Origin of the sequence: Bradyrhizobium sp. KB893862 SZCCT0404, assembly GCF_018130885.1 — a bacterium.
GTDB classification, from domain to species: domain Bacteria; phylum Pseudomonadota; class Alphaproteobacteria; order Rhizobiales; family Xanthobacteraceae; genus Bradyrhizobium; species Bradyrhizobium stylosanthis.
This window is the reverse complement of sequence record NZ_JAFCLT010000001.1, coordinates 1617189-1632084: the sequence shown is the minus strand read 5'-3', so window position 1 is coordinate 1632084 and position 14896 is coordinate 1617189. Positions and strand designations below refer to the sequence as shown.

Annotated in this window: 26 protein-coding genes; 24 read left to right on the top strand and 2 right to left on the bottom strand. The window is 60.9% G+C overall.

Annotated elements, in window-relative coordinates; genetic code table 11:
• Positions 1–9 precede the first annotated feature (9 nt).
• From JQ617_RS08205 to JQ617_RS08095, 24 genes are all read left to right on the top strand, one after another.
• The gene (locus JQ617_RS08205; protein WP_212025800.1) at positions 10–213 is read left to right on the top strand and encodes a hypothetical protein; all 204 of its coding nucleotides are present in this window, start codon (positions 10–12) and stop codon (positions 211–213) included.
• A gap of 168 nt (positions 214–381) precedes the next feature.
• Complete coding sequence (locus JQ617_RS08200) at positions 382–978, top strand: hypothetical protein (RefSeq protein ID WP_212025798.1); 597 nt, start codon at positions 382–384, stop codon at positions 976–978.
• Complete coding sequence (locus tag JQ617_RS08195; protein ID WP_212025796.1) at positions 978–1418, top strand: PDDEXK family nuclease; 441 nt, start codon at positions 978–980, stop codon at positions 1416–1418. The genes JQ617_RS08200 and JQ617_RS08195 overlap by 1 nt, the downstream gene beginning before the upstream one ends.
• 8 nt (positions 1419–1426) lie before the next feature.
• Positions 1427–1660, top strand: a complete 234-nt coding sequence (locus tag JQ617_RS08190; protein ID WP_212025794.1) for a hypothetical protein — start codon at positions 1427–1429, stop codon at positions 1658–1660.
• Entirely contained in the window at positions 1657–1800 is a 144-nt protein-coding gene (locus JQ617_RS08185) for a hypothetical protein (protein WP_212025792.1), read from the top strand. The genes JQ617_RS08190 and JQ617_RS08185 overlap by 4 nt, the downstream gene beginning before the upstream one ends.
• A gap of 123 nt (positions 1801–1923) precedes the next feature.
• Positions 1924–2166: a helix-turn-helix domain-containing protein gene (locus JQ617_RS08180; RefSeq protein WP_212025790.1), complete on the top strand. Its 243-nt coding sequence runs from the start codon at positions 1924–1926 to the stop codon at positions 2164–2166.
• On the top strand, positions 2150–3778 hold the full coding sequence (locus JQ617_RS08175; RefSeq protein WP_212025788.1) for a DnaB-like helicase C-terminal domain-containing protein: 1629 nt from the start codon (positions 2150–2152) through the stop codon (positions 3776–3778). Before JQ617_RS08180 ends, JQ617_RS08175 begins: the two co-directional genes overlap by 17 nt.
• A gap of 8 nt (positions 3779–3786) precedes the next feature.
• A complete protein-coding gene (locus JQ617_RS08170; protein WP_212025786.1) occupies positions 3787–4419 on the top strand; it encodes a class I SAM-dependent methyltransferase in 633 nt (210 codons plus the stop codon).
• Positions 4420–4421: 2 nt separating this feature from the next.
• Positions 4422–5558 carry an RtcB family protein gene (locus tag JQ617_RS08165; RefSeq protein WP_249156713.1) on the top strand — a complete coding sequence of 379 codons (1137 nt, stop codon included), beginning with the start codon at positions 4422–4424 and terminating at the stop codon, positions 5556–5558.
• A 61-nt stretch (positions 5559–5619) separates the two neighbouring features.
• The gene (locus tag JQ617_RS40345; protein ID WP_212025784.1) at positions 5620–6234 is read left to right on the top strand and encodes a hypothetical protein; all 615 of its coding nucleotides are present in this window, start codon (positions 5620–5622) and stop codon (positions 6232–6234) included.
• 210 nt (positions 6235–6444) lie between these two features.
• Complete coding sequence (locus JQ617_RS08155) at positions 6445–8514, top strand: DNA polymerase (protein WP_212025782.1); 2070 nt, start codon at positions 6445–6447, stop codon at positions 8512–8514.
• Between the two features lie 79 nt (positions 8515–8593).
• Positions 8594–8719: a hypothetical protein gene (locus JQ617_RS40195; RefSeq protein ID WP_283842039.1), complete on the top strand. Its 126-nt coding sequence runs from the start codon at positions 8594–8596 to the stop codon at positions 8717–8719.
• Between the two features lie 43 nt (positions 8720–8762).
• Entirely contained in the window at positions 8763–9557 is a 795-nt protein-coding gene (locus JQ617_RS08150) for a hypothetical protein (protein ID WP_212025780.1), read from the top strand.
• A 207-nt stretch (positions 9558–9764) separates the two neighbouring features.
• A complete protein-coding gene (locus JQ617_RS08145) occupies positions 9765–9959 on the top strand; it encodes a hypothetical protein (RefSeq protein ID WP_212025778.1) in 195 nt (64 codons plus the stop codon).
• Positions 9946–10131, top strand: a complete 186-nt coding sequence (locus JQ617_RS08140; RefSeq protein WP_212025776.1) for a hypothetical protein — start codon at positions 9946–9948, stop codon at positions 10129–10131. Before JQ617_RS08145 ends, JQ617_RS08140 begins: the two co-directional genes overlap by 14 nt.
• Positions 10132–10139: 8 nt before the next feature.
• Complete coding sequence (locus JQ617_RS08135; RefSeq protein WP_212025774.1) at positions 10140–10517, top strand: beta-sandwich lipoprotein; 378 nt, start codon at positions 10140–10142, stop codon at positions 10515–10517.
• Between the two features lie 27 nt (positions 10518–10544).
• A complete protein-coding gene (locus tag JQ617_RS08130) occupies positions 10545–11150 on the top strand; it encodes a Gabija anti-defense Gad2 family protein (RefSeq protein WP_212025772.1) in 606 nt (201 codons plus the stop codon).
• Positions 11150–11353: a hypothetical protein gene (locus JQ617_RS08125; protein WP_212025770.1), complete on the top strand. Its 204-nt coding sequence runs from the start codon at positions 11150–11152 to the stop codon at positions 11351–11353. Before JQ617_RS08130 ends, JQ617_RS08125 begins: the two co-directional genes overlap by 1 nt.
• The gene (locus JQ617_RS08120; RefSeq protein ID WP_212025768.1) at positions 11350–11934 is read left to right on the top strand and encodes a deoxynucleotide monophosphate kinase family protein; all 585 of its coding nucleotides are present in this window, start codon (positions 11350–11352) and stop codon (positions 11932–11934) included. The genes JQ617_RS08125 and JQ617_RS08120 overlap by 4 nt, the downstream gene beginning before the upstream one ends.
• A gap of 79 nt (positions 11935–12013) precedes the next feature.
• Complete coding sequence (locus tag JQ617_RS08115) at positions 12014–12154, top strand: hypothetical protein (protein ID WP_212025766.1); 141 nt, start codon at positions 12014–12016, stop codon at positions 12152–12154.
• The gene (locus tag JQ617_RS08110; RefSeq protein ID WP_212025764.1) at positions 12155–12607 is read left to right on the top strand and encodes an Ntn hydrolase family protein; all 453 of its coding nucleotides are present in this window, start codon (positions 12155–12157) and stop codon (positions 12605–12607) included.
• The gene (locus JQ617_RS08105) at positions 12604–12813 is read left to right on the top strand and encodes a hypothetical protein (RefSeq protein ID WP_212025762.1); all 210 of its coding nucleotides are present in this window, start codon (positions 12604–12606) and stop codon (positions 12811–12813) included. The genes JQ617_RS08110 and JQ617_RS08105 overlap by 4 nt, the downstream gene beginning before the upstream one ends.
• On the top strand, positions 12810–13064 hold the full coding sequence (locus JQ617_RS08100; RefSeq protein WP_212025760.1) for a hypothetical protein: 255 nt from the start codon (positions 12810–12812) through the stop codon (positions 13062–13064). The genes JQ617_RS08105 and JQ617_RS08100 overlap by 4 nt, the downstream gene beginning before the upstream one ends.
• Entirely contained in the window at positions 13064–13303 is a 240-nt protein-coding gene (locus tag JQ617_RS08095; protein ID WP_249156710.1) for a hypothetical protein, read from the top strand. The genes JQ617_RS08100 and JQ617_RS08095 overlap by 1 nt, the downstream gene beginning before the upstream one ends.
• A gap of 58 nt (positions 13304–13361) precedes the next feature.
• Here the strand turns inward: JQ617_RS08095 and JQ617_RS08090 are convergent, their stop codons facing one another.
• Positions 13362–14630 (bottom strand): GDSL-type esterase/lipase family protein, encoded by a 1269-nt coding sequence (locus JQ617_RS08090; protein WP_212025758.1) that lies wholly within the window; start codon positions 14628–14630, stop codon positions 13362–13364.
• Entirely contained in the window at positions 14630–14893 is a 264-nt protein-coding gene (locus JQ617_RS08085; RefSeq protein ID WP_212025756.1) for a hypothetical protein, read from the bottom strand. The genes JQ617_RS08090 and JQ617_RS08085 overlap by 1 nt, the downstream gene beginning before the upstream one ends.
• Between the last annotated feature and the right edge of the window lie 3 nt (positions 14894–14896).

Sequence of the window (14896 nt, the reverse complement as noted above, 5' to 3'; positions counted from 1 at the left end):
TATGAGAGCGTGACCGACAAGCTCGGCAACGCAATCAAGGTTGGCGACCGCGTTGCGGTTGCCTGCCTCAACTACAAGCGTGCGAACCTGCGCATCGGGACCGTGAAGGGTCTCGACGGCGTGATGAGCGTGAGCACGGACGTTGGCGGGCATACGAAGTGCCGCATCGTCAACGGTAAGGTGGAAGCCGCCCTGGCTCTGCCTGCGCTCTGAAGCCCTCTGAGGCATCTTAGCGCTCTCCCTACGGCGGGGGAGTTGGGAATGACCTGAGCGGCGGGTTCGAGCCCCGCACCGCGAAGTTGGTCGAGTAAGCATGGGACACGCTCAGCGCCCATTGACCCCCGCCACCAATCTCTAAGACACAAGGAAGCTTGCAGCACAATGGCTGACAAGAAGTTCAAGTACGTCCCGTTCGTGACTGAAGTTGTTACCGCGCGCTATCCGAAGCTCTCGGAGCCCGACACCAAGGGCGAGTACGCGGATGGCAAGTACAAGACCGAAGCGACTGCCGATGAGGACTACACGGAGCGTTTCCAAGAGGAAATTCAGGCCGTCATTGACCAGCATTTCGCTGGCAAGAAGAACGTCCATGCCCCGTGGAAGGAGACGAAGGAAGGTGCCATCGCCTTCATCTTCAAGTCCCCGAAGAAGAAGCCGCAGTTGACCGACGCCAAGGGCAAGCCGTTGCCGCAGGGCGCTGTCATCCGTGGCGGCTCCAAAATCCGTATCGCTGGCGTCATCGCCGCGTGGGAGAAGGGCGCGAAGCGTGGTGTCTCGCTGTGGCCGGACGCTGTGCGCGTGATCAAGCTGGCAGAGGGCTTCGACTCCTCGCAGGCGTTCGGTGCCGCTGAAGACGGCTTCGACGCTGAAGAGTACGAGCCCACCAGCTTCGGCGACGAAGGCGAGAATAACGGCGACGATGCGGGCAGCGAGCCCGACGACGCCAGCGAAGGTGATGCCAGCGCCCTCAAGCTCTGATGGCAAAACGACCGGCCCTCATTGAGGCTCGGTTTCGTTCCCGTCTGGAGAAGAAGGTTGCGGACCAACTAGACGATGCTGGCGTGCCCTATGACTTCGAAAGTCAATGGGTTCACTACATCGTCCCGGCGAGGGAGGCGAAGTACCTCCCCGACTTCACCATTCGCAACACCAATATCCTGATTGAGGCCAAGGGCCGCTTCGGCGGCTTTAGGTCTGACAGCAGCGGTGCCCAAGAACGCCAGAAGCTCATCCTCCTGAAGGAGCAGCATCCGGGCGTGGACATTCGCATCGTCTTTCAGGACGCGAAGAAGCCGATCTACAAAGGCAGCAAGACGACATACGCCAAATGGGCGGATGACCACGGCTTTACGTGGTCTGACCGTGGCGTCGTGCCTGCTTCGTGGATCAAAGAACTGAAGAAACTCTCCACCAAGTAAGGACTAACATGAAGGCAACCTCCCACACGAACCTGTTCTCGGTCGATGCTCCCAAGGCGCACGATATCGAGGCAGTGCGACCGCATGTCCGCAAGCACATGCGCGGCTGGAAGCTCCTCATCAACGGGAGCGAAGTGACCATCAATGGCACGACGCCGAAGGACGCGATGAAGCGCTTCAACGCCATGACGAGTGGCGAGGTTGCCTATGTCCTTCCGACCAAGAAGGGCAAGCGCGCGTGAAGCAGCAGTACGTCGTCAAGACCCTCCAGACTCCAACCGGCACCATCTACGCAGTCGAGCGCGTTGAGCGCATGGCGCTGTGCGAAAGCAGCGAGGTCGCTGAGACCATCAAGGCTGCGTTGGAGGCCAAGAAGACCTGATGGACCGTCACAACATCTGGTTTGGCGAGGACGGAGACTACGTGGTCCACGAACGCCTCCACGGAGGCTTCTGGTACGTCGTTTCGTCCTGGCTCATCCCCAATTCCCAAATCGAGGACTGACATGAACGCATCCACCGCGCTTGTTGCTGAAATGAACCTGAAGCCGCTCACGAAGAAGACCCTCAACTACCTCAAGACCCGTGGCGCTCTCACGCCGCTCGTGTTCTGGAGCACCTACGGCTCCATGGCGCTTGCGCAGCAGGTCCACGAGCTTCGCAAGGCGGGCTTCAAGGTCAAGACGACCATGAAGACCGACGAAGAACGCAACACCTATCCCTCGTACACGCTTGAAGCGTCGGCGTAAGGACCGCGAGAGCAGCCCTCACGTAGCTCACGAGCCATGCCCGAAATGCGGTAGCCGCGACAACCTCTCACGTCGAGCGGATGGAAGCGGCTACTGCTTTGGGTGTGAGCATTGGGAGCCACCAACGGGCGAGGAGCGGGAAGAGAAGGAGACAAGGCTGAAGGAGCCGAAAGAAACCTCCTTCGTCACAGGCATCTACGCAGAACTCGAAAACCGGGGACTGTCGAAGGAGACCTGCGAGAAGTGGGACTATCAGGTCAACGTCGAGAGACAGTGCCAGATAGCGAACTACCGCGACGCCACGGGCGAGCTTGTCGCTCAGAAGCTCAGGAAGGCCGGGAAGAAGTTCTCGTGCATCAATGGCAGCAAGGACATGCCCTTCTACGGCATGTGGCGCGCTGGCGGCGACCTGAGCGTGGTCATCACGGAAGGCGAACTGGACGCCATGAGCGTCAGCCAAGCCTTCAAGCACAAGTATGCCGTCGTCTCGTTGCCCAACGGCGTGAAGGACGCGGCCTACAACTGCCAACTCCATTACGAGTGGCTGTCCCGGTTCAAGAAGATTATCCTGATGTTCGATCAGGACGAACACGGGCTCAAGGCGGTCCAAGAGGCCGCAGAGGTCCTGCCCATCGGCAAGGTCCACATTGCCGTCCTGCCTCGCAAGGATGCCAACGAAGTCCTGATCAAGGACGGCGCTGCGGCGCTCGTTGACGCGTTCTGGAAGGCGGCCAACGGCTCTCCGTGGCGGCCGGACGGGATTATCAGCGGCGAGGATATCTCCGTTGACGACCTCATGGAGGAGCAGGCTCCCGGTTACGAGCTTCACGGCACTCCAGACCTCAATGAGAAGCTGATGGGCCTCCGCAAGGGCGAGCTTACGCTGCTCACTGCGGGCTCCGGCATCGGCAAGAGCACTTGGGCGAGGCAACTCGCGTACATGCTCAGCACGACGCACGGCCTGAAGATCGGCAACATCTATCTTGAGGAGCAGTACAAGAAGACGGCGAAGGCTTACGTGGCCTTGCACCACTCTGTGCCGCTGTCGAGGCTCCGGGCCAACAGTGCGCTGCTCACGCGAGAGCAGTATGCGACCGCTCGTGACGCCATCGTGCGTCGCATGTGCTTCTACAACCACTTCGGTTCGCTGGAGCAGGACAACCTCCTCGCCAAGCTCCGCTACATGGCGACGGTTGAGAAGTGCGACTTCATCATCCTCGACCATATCTCCATCGTCACGTCCGGCATGGAGAGCAGCAGCGAGGGCGAGCGAAAGGATATCGACATTCTCATGACGCGACTTGCGCAGTTGGTGCAGGAGACGGGCGTTGGCATCATCGCCATCTGCCATCTCAAGCGCGCCAAGGACAAGAGCTTCAACGAGGGCTCGACCATCTCTCTGAGTGACTTGCGAGGCTCAGCGGCTCTGGAGCAGTTGTCATTCAACGTCCTGGCCCTTGAGCGCGATCAGCAAGCAGACGACGACACGAAGGACCAAAGCGTCATTCGCGTCCTGAAGTGCCGCGAGACCGGAGATACCGGCGTGGCAGACACCCTCATCTATAACCGCCAGACAGGTTGGCTCAACCCGCCACTCATCGCTGGCCTCTAAGGATCATCATGCATCAGGTCTCTGAAGGCGTTCGCGCAGGCGAACTGTCACTCATCACCGCTGCCTCCGGCGTCGGTAGGAGCAAGTGGGCTGAGTTCTACAATGGACGCACAGGCCCCGGCTATCTGGCGTATGTGAGGGAGCGCTATCGCCCCTTCATCAGCGCCATCGCCTCCCGCATCCGCCCGAACGACCTTGTGCTTGAGATTGGCTGTGGCACCGGGACCATCACCAAGGCCCTCTGCGACCTCGCAAAGGTCCAAGGGGCTCCCCGCAGCGTCGTCTTCGCGGCGTCTGATGCGGACCCGGAGATGGTCCAGACCACTCGTGCTCGCCTGTGGAACGACAACGCAGCCGTGTTCGCGCTCGACTGCACCAACGCGAAGCACTTCACGGAAGCGGAGGTCGTTCACAGCCACGGCATGCTGGAGCACTTCGATGACCACACCATCAGGCAGGTCATCCACAACTTCCGCAAAGCCCGTGTGCAGGTCCACTACGTGCCCGGCCTCTACGACGCTCCAACCTTCGGGGATGAGCGCCTGATGAGCGTCGAGCAGTGGGAGGATATCTGCGCGCCCGACCAAATCATCACGTTCAACGATGGGCTCGACTACGCCCTGATCTTCGAGAGGAAGTAGGAATGGACAAGCCGCTTAAGGTCTTCGGAGCGCACGAGGACAACACCATCGCGCAGATGCGCAACTGCATGCAGGTCGGTAACGCCGTCGCTGGCGTGCTGTGCGCGGACGGGCACCTTGGGTATGCGCAGCCGGTTGGCGGCGTCATCGCCTATGATGGGCAAGTCAGCATCTCTGGCGTCGGCTTCGATATCGGCTGCGGCAACATGGCCGTGAAGCTGGACGTGCCGTTCTGGAGCATCCAGCACCGTTCGATGCAAATCCTGCGGGACATTGCCAACGTCATCTCCTTCGGCGTCGGTCGGACGAATGATGAGCGGGTCGAGCACGGCCTGTTCGATGACAGTGACGCGTGGAAGGCTTCCGACATGGAGGCGTACCGCAACAAGGCCGTGGCTCAGTTGGGCACGGTCGGAGGCGGCAACCACTATGTGGACCTCCTGCGCGACGAAGACGGCTTCGTGTGGATTGGCGTCCACTTCGGCTCCCGTGGCTTCGGCCACACGAGCGCGACCCGCTACCTCAAGGAGGCGGGTGGCAAGGATGGCATGAACGTGCCTCCGACCGTCGTAGACGAGCACAGCGAGCTTGGGCAGCGCTACATCGCCGCCATGGAGCTTGCGGGCCGCTACAGCTACGCGGGCCGTGAATGGGTGGTCGAGCGGGTCCGCAAGATCATCGGCGGCAACATCGTGGATATGGTTCACAACCATCACAACTACGCTTGGCGTGAGAACCACGGCGGGCGTGACCTGTGGGTGGTCCGCAAGGGCGCTACGCCAGCCTTCCCCGGCCAGCGTGGCTTCGTGGGCGGCTCCATGGGCGATGACGCTGTGATCCTCGAAGGCGTAGACAGCGAAGAAGCGCGCGCATCGCTGTACTCGACCGTCCACGGCGCGGGCCGCATGTTCGGCCGCAACGCAGCCAAGAAGCGCTTCACTCGCGAAGAGATGGAAGCGTGGCTGCATCAGCGAGGCGTCCTGCTCATTGGCGCGGACATTGACGAGAGCCCCATGGCCTACCGTCGTCTGCCCGATGTCCTGGCCCATCACTCCGGCTCCGTGAAGGTGCTGCACACACTCCGTCCGTTCGCTGTCGTCATGGCAGGGAAGGGCGAGTTCGACCCGTGGAAGGACTGAAGAACTGATCAAGGCGAAGAACTGGTCCGGCAAGGACCTGAAGGGTCTCTGGCGCGTCACCGTGAAAATCGATGGCGTGCGAGCCCTGCGAGTGGCTGGAGGGTGGCAGAGTCGTAACGGCAAGCCACTCTACAACCTCCCCATCCTGCGGGACTGTGGGAAGCTGAAGGACGCTGAAGTCTACTGCGGCGGCTTCAAGGAGACCATTGAGCGCGTGAGAGCGAAGACAAAGGACCGGCCAATCTCGGTCGATCAGATGTTCTCGCTCGACCCGCTCGACAAGCGCTTGGACCTTGGGTTCGTTGAGGACCCTGTGGCTGGCTACATCACTGAAGAGATGAACTGCCAGATTGCCAAGGGCTATGAAGGACTCGTGCTCCGTCAAGGAGACGTGTGGCTCAAGGTGAAGCCGACTGAGACCTACGACGTGCTCGTTACGGGCATCATCGAAGGCACCGGCAAGCACAAAGGCCGTATGGGCGCGCTGATGACGCCCATGGGCAAGGTAGGCACGGGCTTCTCCGATGCTGAGCGTGTGACGTTCTGGAATTACTGCAAAGAGCCAGACGACGGACGCGGCATCATGGGAGAGACCATCGAAGTTGAATGCATGAAGCTGACGGACGACGGCAAGTTTCGCCATCCGCGCTTCGTGCGAGTTCGTCCAGACAAGTAAGGAACACATGATTGCGACCGCTTTGCTTCAGGTCGTGGTGACAGTGTGGATGGGAGCGCACCCTGAGCGCCCCATCACCTACACCATCCCGAAGCTCTATCCCGTCACGAACAACTCGTGTCAGGAAGCCGCCGAAGCCCTATTCGCCCGCCGTAAGGACAAGAGCACTCGCATGAAGATCGAGTGTGTTCCCACGGCGGGGCGGGACGCTTGAGGCGGCTCCACTTCGATATCGAGGCCAACGGCTTCCTCGATACCGTCACGAAGGTCCATTGCATCTACGCGAAGGACCGCGACACCAAAGAGAAGTTCGCCTTTGGGCCTGATCAGATACCGCAGGCTCTTGAATTGCTCGAAAAGGCGGACGAGACCATTGCGCATTTCGGCATCGGCTACGACTTCGCCGCGCTGAAGAAGCTCTATCCCGACCTCCGGCTGAAGAAGGAGACGGACAGCTTCATCGTCGTCAAGGTCATGCGGCCCTCACAGAAGGACGCTGACACTGGCTTGGTGAAGGCTGGCCGTCTGCCCGGCAAGCTCCACGGCAAGCACTCTATCGAGGCGTGGGGCTACCGCTTGGGTATCCAGAAGCTCCATGCGGACATTGAGGATTGGTCCGAGTACACACCCGAAATGGGCGAGCGTTGCGAGAGCGACGTGGACGTGCAGGACGGCCTTTGGGACTGGCTGGAGCCTGAGAAGTACAGCCCGGAAGCTATCGACCTGGAGCACCGCATCGCGAAGCTCGTGCGTCGTATGGAGGCCGCAGGCTGTTGGTTCGACCGTGAGGCGGCTCAGAAGCTCCATGTGGCGCTCTTGGGGAAGCAGGAGGTCATCGCCAAGGACCTCATCGCGGACTTCGGAAGCTGGTACGAGCCCGTCAAGCGCGGGCTGAAGCCGGATGGCACAGCGCAGACGTGGACCCCGAAGCGGCCTGACAAGAAGGCTGGCTATTGGGGCTTCTATGAGGAAGTAGCAGAGGAATACGAGGACCCCTTCGATGGGAAGGTCTCAAGGACCAAGCGTGTATTCCACGGCTACCCCTGCACCAAGATCGAACGCGTCACGTTCAACCCGTCGTCCCGCAAGCATATCATCAAGAAGCTGAAGGAGATGGGATGGGAGCCGGAGGAGTTCACGGCATCAGGAGAGGCGAAGGTCGATGACGACGTGCTTGAAGCGCTCACTGACACCTTCCCGCAAGCTTCGAAGCTCGTGGAATACCTCCTGCTCGACAAGCGCCTTGGGCAGATTGCTGATGGCGACAACGCGTGGCTCAAGAAGGTCCACGACGACGACAAGATGCACGGGGCCATGGACACCATGGGCACCGTCCACTCACGGGCTTCTCATTTCAGCCCGAACATGGGGCAAGTCCCAGCGGCTAAGAGCCCTTATGGCGCTGACTGCCGGGCCTTGTTTGGTCCTAACGGCATCACCACCCACCAAGCCGGTTGGGGAGGCAAGGACGAAGAGATTGTCCAAGTCGGCGCTGATATGTCCGGCCTCCAGCTTCGCGCCCTCGCACACCTTCTACACCCTCTGGATGGAGGCAGGTACAGCGAGATAGTCACGACCGGCGACGTTCACTGGTCGCACACGCAGGCTATGGGGCTCGTTGGTCCAGATGAGCCTCGTGACAAGAACAGCAAGCTCCATGACATTCTCCGTGAGAAGGGCGCAAAGACCTTCGGGTACTCGTACCTGTTCGGCTGCTTCCCTCCGAAGTCTGGACGCGTTGTTCGCGACTGCTTGACGACCGCGAAGAACAAGAACCCCGAATGGGGCTACCTGTTCGACAAGTTCTTCAAGTACGAGCACAACGGCAAGACCAAGATCAGGACCGACAAGCAGGTTGGTACGGTCGTCCGCAAGAGCTTCGATGAGAAGCTGAAGCTGGAAGGGCTGCACAAGAAGCTCAAGGCGTGCCTGAAGCACTACAAGAACCATCTGCCCGGTCTCGACGGGCGCATGGTGCCGTGCCGCTCAGAGCACTCCGCACTCAACTTCGCTTGCTCCAGCATCGAAGCCATCCTCTGCAAAGAGTGGCTGTGCTCCAGCGTCGCGGCATTGGAGGCGAAGGGCTACGTGTGGGGCAGGGACTTCGTGCTCATGCTGTGGGTCCATGACGAACAACAGGTAGCGTGCAGGAAAAGCATTGCAGAAGAAGTCGGTAAGACGCTCGTTGAGTGCGCGAAGCAAGCAGGCGTCAAGCTCGGCTTCCGAGTGCCACTCGCGAGTGAATACAAGATCGGTCGGAATTGGCTCGACTGCCACTGACGACCAAGTTCTGCTGCGCGTGCTTCGGCGCGCGTGGCGTTCTCCGTTCACCCTTCAGTGCGATTTTTCGCGGGCTCACATGGCTCACGTAGCCATGGCGGCCTGTAAGGGTCTCATCACAACGCGCATCGGCGGCAACGTGTACGGCCAGAAGTGGCTCATCACTGTCACCGGCATGCGCTTCATCAACGAAAGCGAGGTCTAATGCTGCTCTACATCTATCTCATGACCATGCTGGACCCGCGAACGTGGCTCCAGATTGGAGTGTATCGCTGAAGAACGCAAAGCTCCTGCTCGACGCAGACCTGATCATCTTTCGTCAGTGTGCTGCTGTGGAGCGGGATATCTCTTGGGGCTCTGTCACAGGAGACGAGACCGATGAGAACACCCGCACGCTCGTTGCGGACGCTGGAGAGGCGTTCGGCGGCGTAGAGCGGGCCATCAACCGGCTCATCACGAAGTTCGATAGCGAGGACGTGCTGCTCTGCATCTCCGCAGGCCGCAACTTCCGCTACGACGTGGACGGCTCCTATAAGGCCAACCGCAAGGGCACGCGCAAGCCGCTCGCCTATGCAGAGGTCCTGAAGCGCGCGAAGGAGACGTGGCCCTACTTCGAGCAGGACGGCTTGGAGGCTGACGACGTGCTCGGCATCTTCGGCAGTCGCCTGAAGAACTCCATCATCTGCTCAGCCGACAAGGACATGAAGACCATTCCTTGCACGCTGTACGACGGCAAGTCCGTGCAGAAGATCGAGCCTCACGAGGCCGATTGGTGGTTCTTCTATCAGGTCCTCATCGGGGACACGGCAGACGGCTACCCTGGACTGACAGGCGTGGGACCGAAGAAGGCTCAGGCCATCCTCTCGACCATCCATCAGCGCTCCAGCGCCGCAGAGCTCTGGAAGTCCGTCAAGGCGGCTTACGAGGCTCATGGGCACACTGAAGCCGACGCCATCAAGCAGGCGCGGCTCGCTCGCATCCTTCGGGATGGCGAGTGGGACAGTGAGGCCAAGAAGCCCATCCTGTGGACGCCTCCAGCGTGAGGGAGTTCGTGTGCAAGCCGCACGAGCCCTTCCCGTGCAGCAACCCACAGGGCTGCGGAGGACCGTTCTGCAAGGTCGTGCAGGAGCGCCAGCCGTACCTTGAGCACTGCAAGAACGTGCTGACGACGGCCGGTTACACGGTGCTCCCGCCTCAGACGAAGTGGGAACGCATGCTCACGGTGCTCCGTGGCGACCGCGAGTAACGGAATGAAGATGATCAGGGAGGCGGCTGACGCTGCCTCTCAGGTCTACGAGACGCATTGGCTCAAGCACTGGACCAAGGCGCACGTCGCCCGTCTAGGGCGCGTGAAGACCGATTGGGGCTTCCGCATGGCTATCGCGGGCCTCTTCTCCGATATCGAAACCATCATGAAGGACGTACCGCAGAATGAGCATCCGTAAGGGATACTTCTGGCTGAGCGACAAGGGCTTCGACGGTCCTTTCCAGACCATCGGGCAGGCCAAGGCCGAAGCTCAACTCAACAACAAGCCGCCGTTCGGCGCTGTCTCCATCCGCGTCATGGTCGAGGTCGAGAGGACCGACGACAAGGGCGTGTGGCAAACCGTTCACTAAGGAGCACCATGAAGAAGCTCATCGCCGTCCTCGCCCTCATCGGCGGGGCACTGAGCCTTGCTGCCTGCGACGACGCCCAAGTGGCCTCGCAGAACCTCTCGAAGGCCGCTGACAACTTCGAGATTAACCGCCGCATCGTCTTCTACAACGGCATCACTGGCGAATACATGCTCACGATTGAGGGCCTGTGCTCGCAGGAGCCGTCCGACCGCAAGCTCGCAGTCATCTGCAAGACCGGACCCGGCACCTACAAGAAGCACTTTCTCGGTCTCAGCGACAACGTGACCTACTTCTCGGAGCAGATGGAGCCCGCACAGGCGAGCGTCTATCAGTACCGCGTGACGTTCAAGCCTTCGGTCATCGTGCCGTCCATCAACGTCCGCTAAGCGCGCGCAAACACCCTCAAGGAATACATGACCAACCCGACACTGCCTTTGGCGTGGCTCGACACCATGAGCCGCGTCCGCTCCGTGCTGCCTTCCGCGTTTCTCGCTGGCGGCGCTCTCCGTGACCTCGACAACGGCCGGGAGGTCAAGGACCTCGACGTGTTCTTCACGGAGGAAGCCTACAACATCGCCGCGCTCGAAGACGGGCTGGCGAAGCAGGGCTACTTCTATCAGAGCCGCTGCGGCGGCGCGTACATGACCGATGCCGCTGGCGAGGTCGATGGCTCGACCGTCTATCGCTCCCGCGAAGGCGGACCCGACCTCAACCTGATCCAACTGACACCCGGCTTCAACACGGCGGCCATCATCGACCGCGTGGACTTCGGCCTGTGCCAGATTGGTCTCGATGCGCTCGGCGTCGTCAAGACGGCGGCCTACGACCACGACAAGGCCAATCAGCGCCTCACGCTCACGCGTGCTGACAGCGTTGAGGGCGTCATGCGCTCCATCAAGCGCTACAACCGCCTGAGCCAGAAGTATCAGGGCTGGGAGTTCTATTGGCTCCCGCACCACGACGCCATCGTGGAGGAGGCTCAGCAGCGCCTCAAGGGCGCGGAAGTCTCGCTGTTCTGATGCAGCGACGTTTCTACGTCATCTTCAACCCCAAGACAGAAGAACTGAAGCCCGCGAACACCACCCGGACTCTTCCCGCGCTCTACAGCACCTATGGCATCGCCGCAGGCGTGCTGAAGCAACTCAAGGCCAACAACGGCTATTGGTCGCAGCACTGGAAGAAGGACTGGCAGGTTCGCGAGGCCGTTCTGGAGGTCCTTTGAAGCAACACCTGATCGGGCTCTATTCAAGCTCCATGCAGTCCGGCAAGAGCACTGTGAGCCTCATGCTCACGGAGCACCTGTTCGGTATCAAGCTGGCGTTTGCTGAGCCCTTCTACGACTTCGTTGTCAGCGTCGCCGCCCCGTTCATCGGGAGCGAGCAGGAGGCGAGGGCGTGGCTGCGAGACGAACGCAAGGACAAGGCGCTCATCCCTGAGCTTGGGGTGACGCTGCGGTCCATGCTCCAGACCATCGGCACCAATTGGGGCCGCCAGTGCGTCCATACGAACGTGTGGACCATGCTGGCTGAGAAGCGGGCTCTGAAGGCCCTCAAGAGCTATGGCGTCATCTTCGACGACATGCGCTTCCCCAACGAGTTCGACATGATCAAGCGGAACGGCGGCCGATGCGTGCGCATCATTCGTCCTGGCCCCGCTCGTGGCGACACTCAGATTGCTGAAGGACTGCTCGATAACCACGAGTTCGACTTCACCATCTACAACAACGGCACGCTGGACGACCTGAAGCTCAACGTCTCCTACGTGGCGAACGACATTCTGAGGACCGACGCATGGAAGTCCTGATTGTCCTGTTCGCGGGCTGGCTGCTGCTCTCGTGGGGCTCTGGAGCGCTCGTGAAGCTCCTCCAGCGCATGTACCGCGCATGAGCGAGCGGGCTTACATCAGGCTCGTGCTGGCCTTCTACGTCGTCCTCATGGGCCTGTGCGCCTATGGGGCCTATCAGGCTGAAGGTCGCACGGCGTGCCTCCAGCGCCCGTGGCTCGACACGAGAGGCGGCTGCTGAGTGACGACCATTGCGTACCGTGACGGCGTTCTGGCGGCCGATGGCCGTGTCACACTCGATACCCTGATCCTCACGGACACCTGCAAGAAGATCAGGAGGCTGTCAGACGGCTCCCTGTTCGCTCTTGCGGGCGATGACACCATTGAGGAGCGCTTGGTCCAGTGGCTTGAGGACTGCGAGGAAGGTCCGCCGCCGCAGGGCAAGGACTTCGTTGGCATCCTCGTGGAGGCTGGAGGCGTCGTGACGACCTTCCACGGCGTCGGGGACCGCTTCCTGCCCGCCTATCCAGAACCGTTCGCGGCGTGGGGCTCCGGCTCCGACGTGGCCTATGGGGCGATGGAGATGGGCGCGACGGCCGAAGAGGCTGTGAAGGCCGCGTGCAGGCGCAACATGACGACCGGAGGCGAAGTCCAAGTGGAGCGCCCCGGCCACCAAGAACCGGAGACTGAATGACTGCCGAACAACAGCTACGCTTGGAGTGCCTTAAGGTCGCTACGGCAACCGTGGGCAACCCGAACGTCCTCGACAACGCGCGCAAATACTTCGCCTTCGTGACGGAAGTGCAGGAGACGGAGGCCCAAGAGGGCACTGTCGGTCCTGTCCGCGTCGCGATGAAGGGCACCAACCAACAGCAAATCACCAAGGGCAAGACCAAGTGAACATTCTCGACCTCATCAAGAACTTCATCCGCTTCGAGTTCTCCTTCGAGAGCGGCAAGACCGTTTCGAGCATCACCGCGAACCTGACGAAGACCGTCAAGGACCTCGAAGCCCATGCGGCTCAGCAGGTCGCCTACGCGCAGCGCAAGACCGTGGCCGCCGCCAAGGCGCTCAAGGAGCACGCTGAGCATACGGCAGAGGTCGAGGCGGCGCGCAAGGTCGCTGCGAACATCAAGAACCTGCTCGGCTGATGCTGAAGCCGGTTCGGCGCTACATCTACGGCGTCCTGATCGGCCTCGACCAACTCGGCAACGCGCTGTTCGGCGGCTACCCGGATGAGACAATCTCATTCAGGTCCGCCAACGCGCGGGACGATGGTAAGCGCTGGGGATGCGTGCTCTGCAAGGTTCTGGACTGGATCGACCCGAACCACTGTGACAGGTCGCAGAGGACCAAGAAGGCTTCGCTCTTGCGGCGTGGCCTGATCTAACGAAAAAAACCGATGACGGCCAAGGGAGCAATCCCAAGGTCGATCATCGGTTCTTTTTTTAGGCGAAGCGCTTCCGCAACTGCATGCGGCGGACGCGGGCAGTGGCAGAGCCAGCGCCAGCACCAACCACCTTCAGATGGGTAGTCAGCCAACTCTTCGTGGTGTAGGCCGGGATAGGCAGCACTTCCGTTTCCAAGAGGACCTTGTATCCCTCAGTGGTCTGGACGCCCCATCCTGCGGTCGAGCACCAACCGTCCATGGAGGTCACGGCGGTCTTGCCATCTGGCGAGCCAGTGCCGTTGGCCTGCACATACAGCGTCACGCCAGCGAGGTTGGTCGCGCCAGCATCCACTACGACTTCTGCCGATAGCTTCACTCTGTCACCGGGAGACCAATTACCGATCGCCACGTCTTGGACAAGACGGACCTCTTCACCCTGTGCGGTCCACGTCGCGGCGATGATCTGCTCTCGCAGTCCAGAGCCGTCGCTGGCCGTACCCACGGAGTAGGCTCCAGAGGCAGAGCCAGAGCGTTGACCGGCCCAAGAGCCGCAGACAGTGCCCGTGTTGCCCGTGCCCGCGCTACCACCCGATTGAGTGGTGAACATTGGGTTGTTGAGCAGGTTCACGAGCGAGTTGCCGGGGACCTCATGGGCTCCACGGACGCCGTGAGGGCGCGGAGGCAAGATGGCCGTCAACAGCGCCGCGAACGCCTTACCGGCCGTGTAGGCGCTGGCAAGGTTCTCGTGCGTGCCGTCGAGCGAGGTAATCAGCGACACGGCAGACGTTGACGTGGCGGACGTTGACCACAGCGCGGACGGCAGGTCGAACAGAACCAAGTTCGGGCAGGTCTCAGCATACTCACGAGCGTTCTCGTTGAGGATGGCGAGTTGCAGGAGCAGGTTGGCCGTGTTGAAGTTCGCCGCGCCCGGTTCAAGGACGTAGATGACCTTCATACCGATGGCTACCGCAGCATCAATCATGGTCTTGATGTTCGTCCAGGCGGTGATGCCGGACGTGGTAGCGGTCGGATAGTTCTGGCCGATATCGTTGCAGCCCGCGTGAATGTAGAGCCACTTAGCGCCGGTCGCGAGAGCGGCACTGAGGCGCGCAAGGATTTGGTCCGTGCGGTCTCCAGAGACGCCAAGGTTCTTCACGAGCACCGCGCGGTTGCCCGCGAGAGCGTTGCCCATGGTGAAGTGGTTCTGAGCGTTCTTGTTGAGGAAAGCACCGTCCGCGTGGATTTGCGCGACGCGGCTATCTCCGAGTCCAACAACCGTATTGTCGTTGAACTTCGTCAAGAGGCCCGGAGAGTACAGACGGGCCATTAGCGCTCCTCAAGGATGGCTACGACGCTCGTACCGCTGGCAGTGATGGCGTAAACGTCGATGGTGCTCTCCAACGTGAGAGCTTCACCCGCGTTGATCGGGAAGCCGGTCGAAGACGTGACATTGGAGCCACCCACGTAAACCGTGTTCGATCCAATGTTGCGGATCATGACGGTATCGCGGGCGGCTTCAGGGACGATCTTCGAAGCGGCCGAAGTGACGTTCGCCTGCTTGGCAGTGAACGTCTCATTGACCTTCTTCATTCT

Excerpts from the sequence above, each read along its gene's own strand:
- JQ617_RS08200 (WP_212025798.1), top strand. The coding sequence starts at position 382 with ATGGCTGACAAGAAGTTCAAGTACGTCCCGTTCGTGACTGAAGTTGTT.
- JQ617_RS08195 (WP_212025796.1), top strand. The coding sequence starts at position 978 with ATGGCAAAACGACCGGCCCTCATTGAGGCTCGGTTTCGTTCCCGTCTG.
- JQ617_RS08190 (WP_212025794.1), top strand. The coding sequence starts at position 1,427 with ATGAAGGCAACCTCCCACACGAACCTGTTCTCGGTCGATGCTCCCAAG.
- JQ617_RS08180 (WP_212025790.1), top strand. The coding sequence starts at position 1,924 with ATGAACGCATCCACCGCGCTTGTTGCTGAAATGAACCTGAAGCCGCTC.
- JQ617_RS08170 (WP_212025786.1), top strand. The coding sequence starts at position 3,787 with ATGCATCAGGTCTCTGAAGGCGTTCGCGCAGGCGAACTGTCACTCATC.
- JQ617_RS08165 (WP_249156713.1), top strand. The coding sequence starts at position 4,422 with ATGGACAAGCCGCTTAAGGTCTTCGGAGCGCACGAGGACAACACCATC.
- JQ617_RS40195 (WP_283842039.1), top strand. The coding sequence starts at position 8,594 with ATGGCTCACGTAGCCATGGCGGCCTGTAAGGGTCTCATCACAACGCGC.
- JQ617_RS08145 (WP_212025778.1), top strand. The coding sequence starts at position 9,765 with ATGAAGATGATCAGGGAGGCGGCTGACGCTGCCTCTCAGGTCTACGAG.
- JQ617_RS08140 (WP_212025776.1), top strand. The coding sequence starts at position 9,946 with ATGAGCATCCGTAAGGGATACTTCTGGCTGAGCGACAAGGGCTTCGAC.
- JQ617_RS08135 (WP_212025774.1), top strand. The coding sequence starts at position 10,140 with ATGAAGAAGCTCATCGCCGTCCTCGCCCTCATCGGCGGGGCACTGAGC.
- JQ617_RS08130 (WP_212025772.1), top strand. The coding sequence starts at position 10,545 with ATGACCAACCCGACACTGCCTTTGGCGTGGCTCGACACCATGAGCCGC.
- JQ617_RS08125 (WP_212025770.1), top strand. The coding sequence starts at position 11,150 with ATGCAGCGACGTTTCTACGTCATCTTCAACCCCAAGACAGAAGAACTG.
- JQ617_RS08115 (WP_212025766.1), top strand. The coding sequence starts at position 12,014 with ATGAGCGAGCGGGCTTACATCAGGCTCGTGCTGGCCTTCTACGTCGTC.
- JQ617_RS08105 (WP_212025762.1), top strand. The coding sequence starts at position 12,604 with ATGACTGCCGAACAACAGCTACGCTTGGAGTGCCTTAAGGTCGCTACG.
- JQ617_RS08095 (WP_249156710.1), top strand. The coding sequence starts at position 13,064 with ATGCTGAAGCCGGTTCGGCGCTACATCTACGGCGTCCTGATCGGCCTC.
- JQ617_RS08090 (WP_212025758.1), bottom strand. The coding sequence starts at position 14,630 with ATGGCCCGTCTGTACTCTCCGGGCCTCTTGACGAAGTTCAACGACAAT.
- JQ617_RS08085 (WP_212025756.1), bottom strand. The coding sequence starts at position 14,893 with ATGAAGAAGGTCAATGAGACGTTCACTGCCAAGCAGGCGAACGTCACT.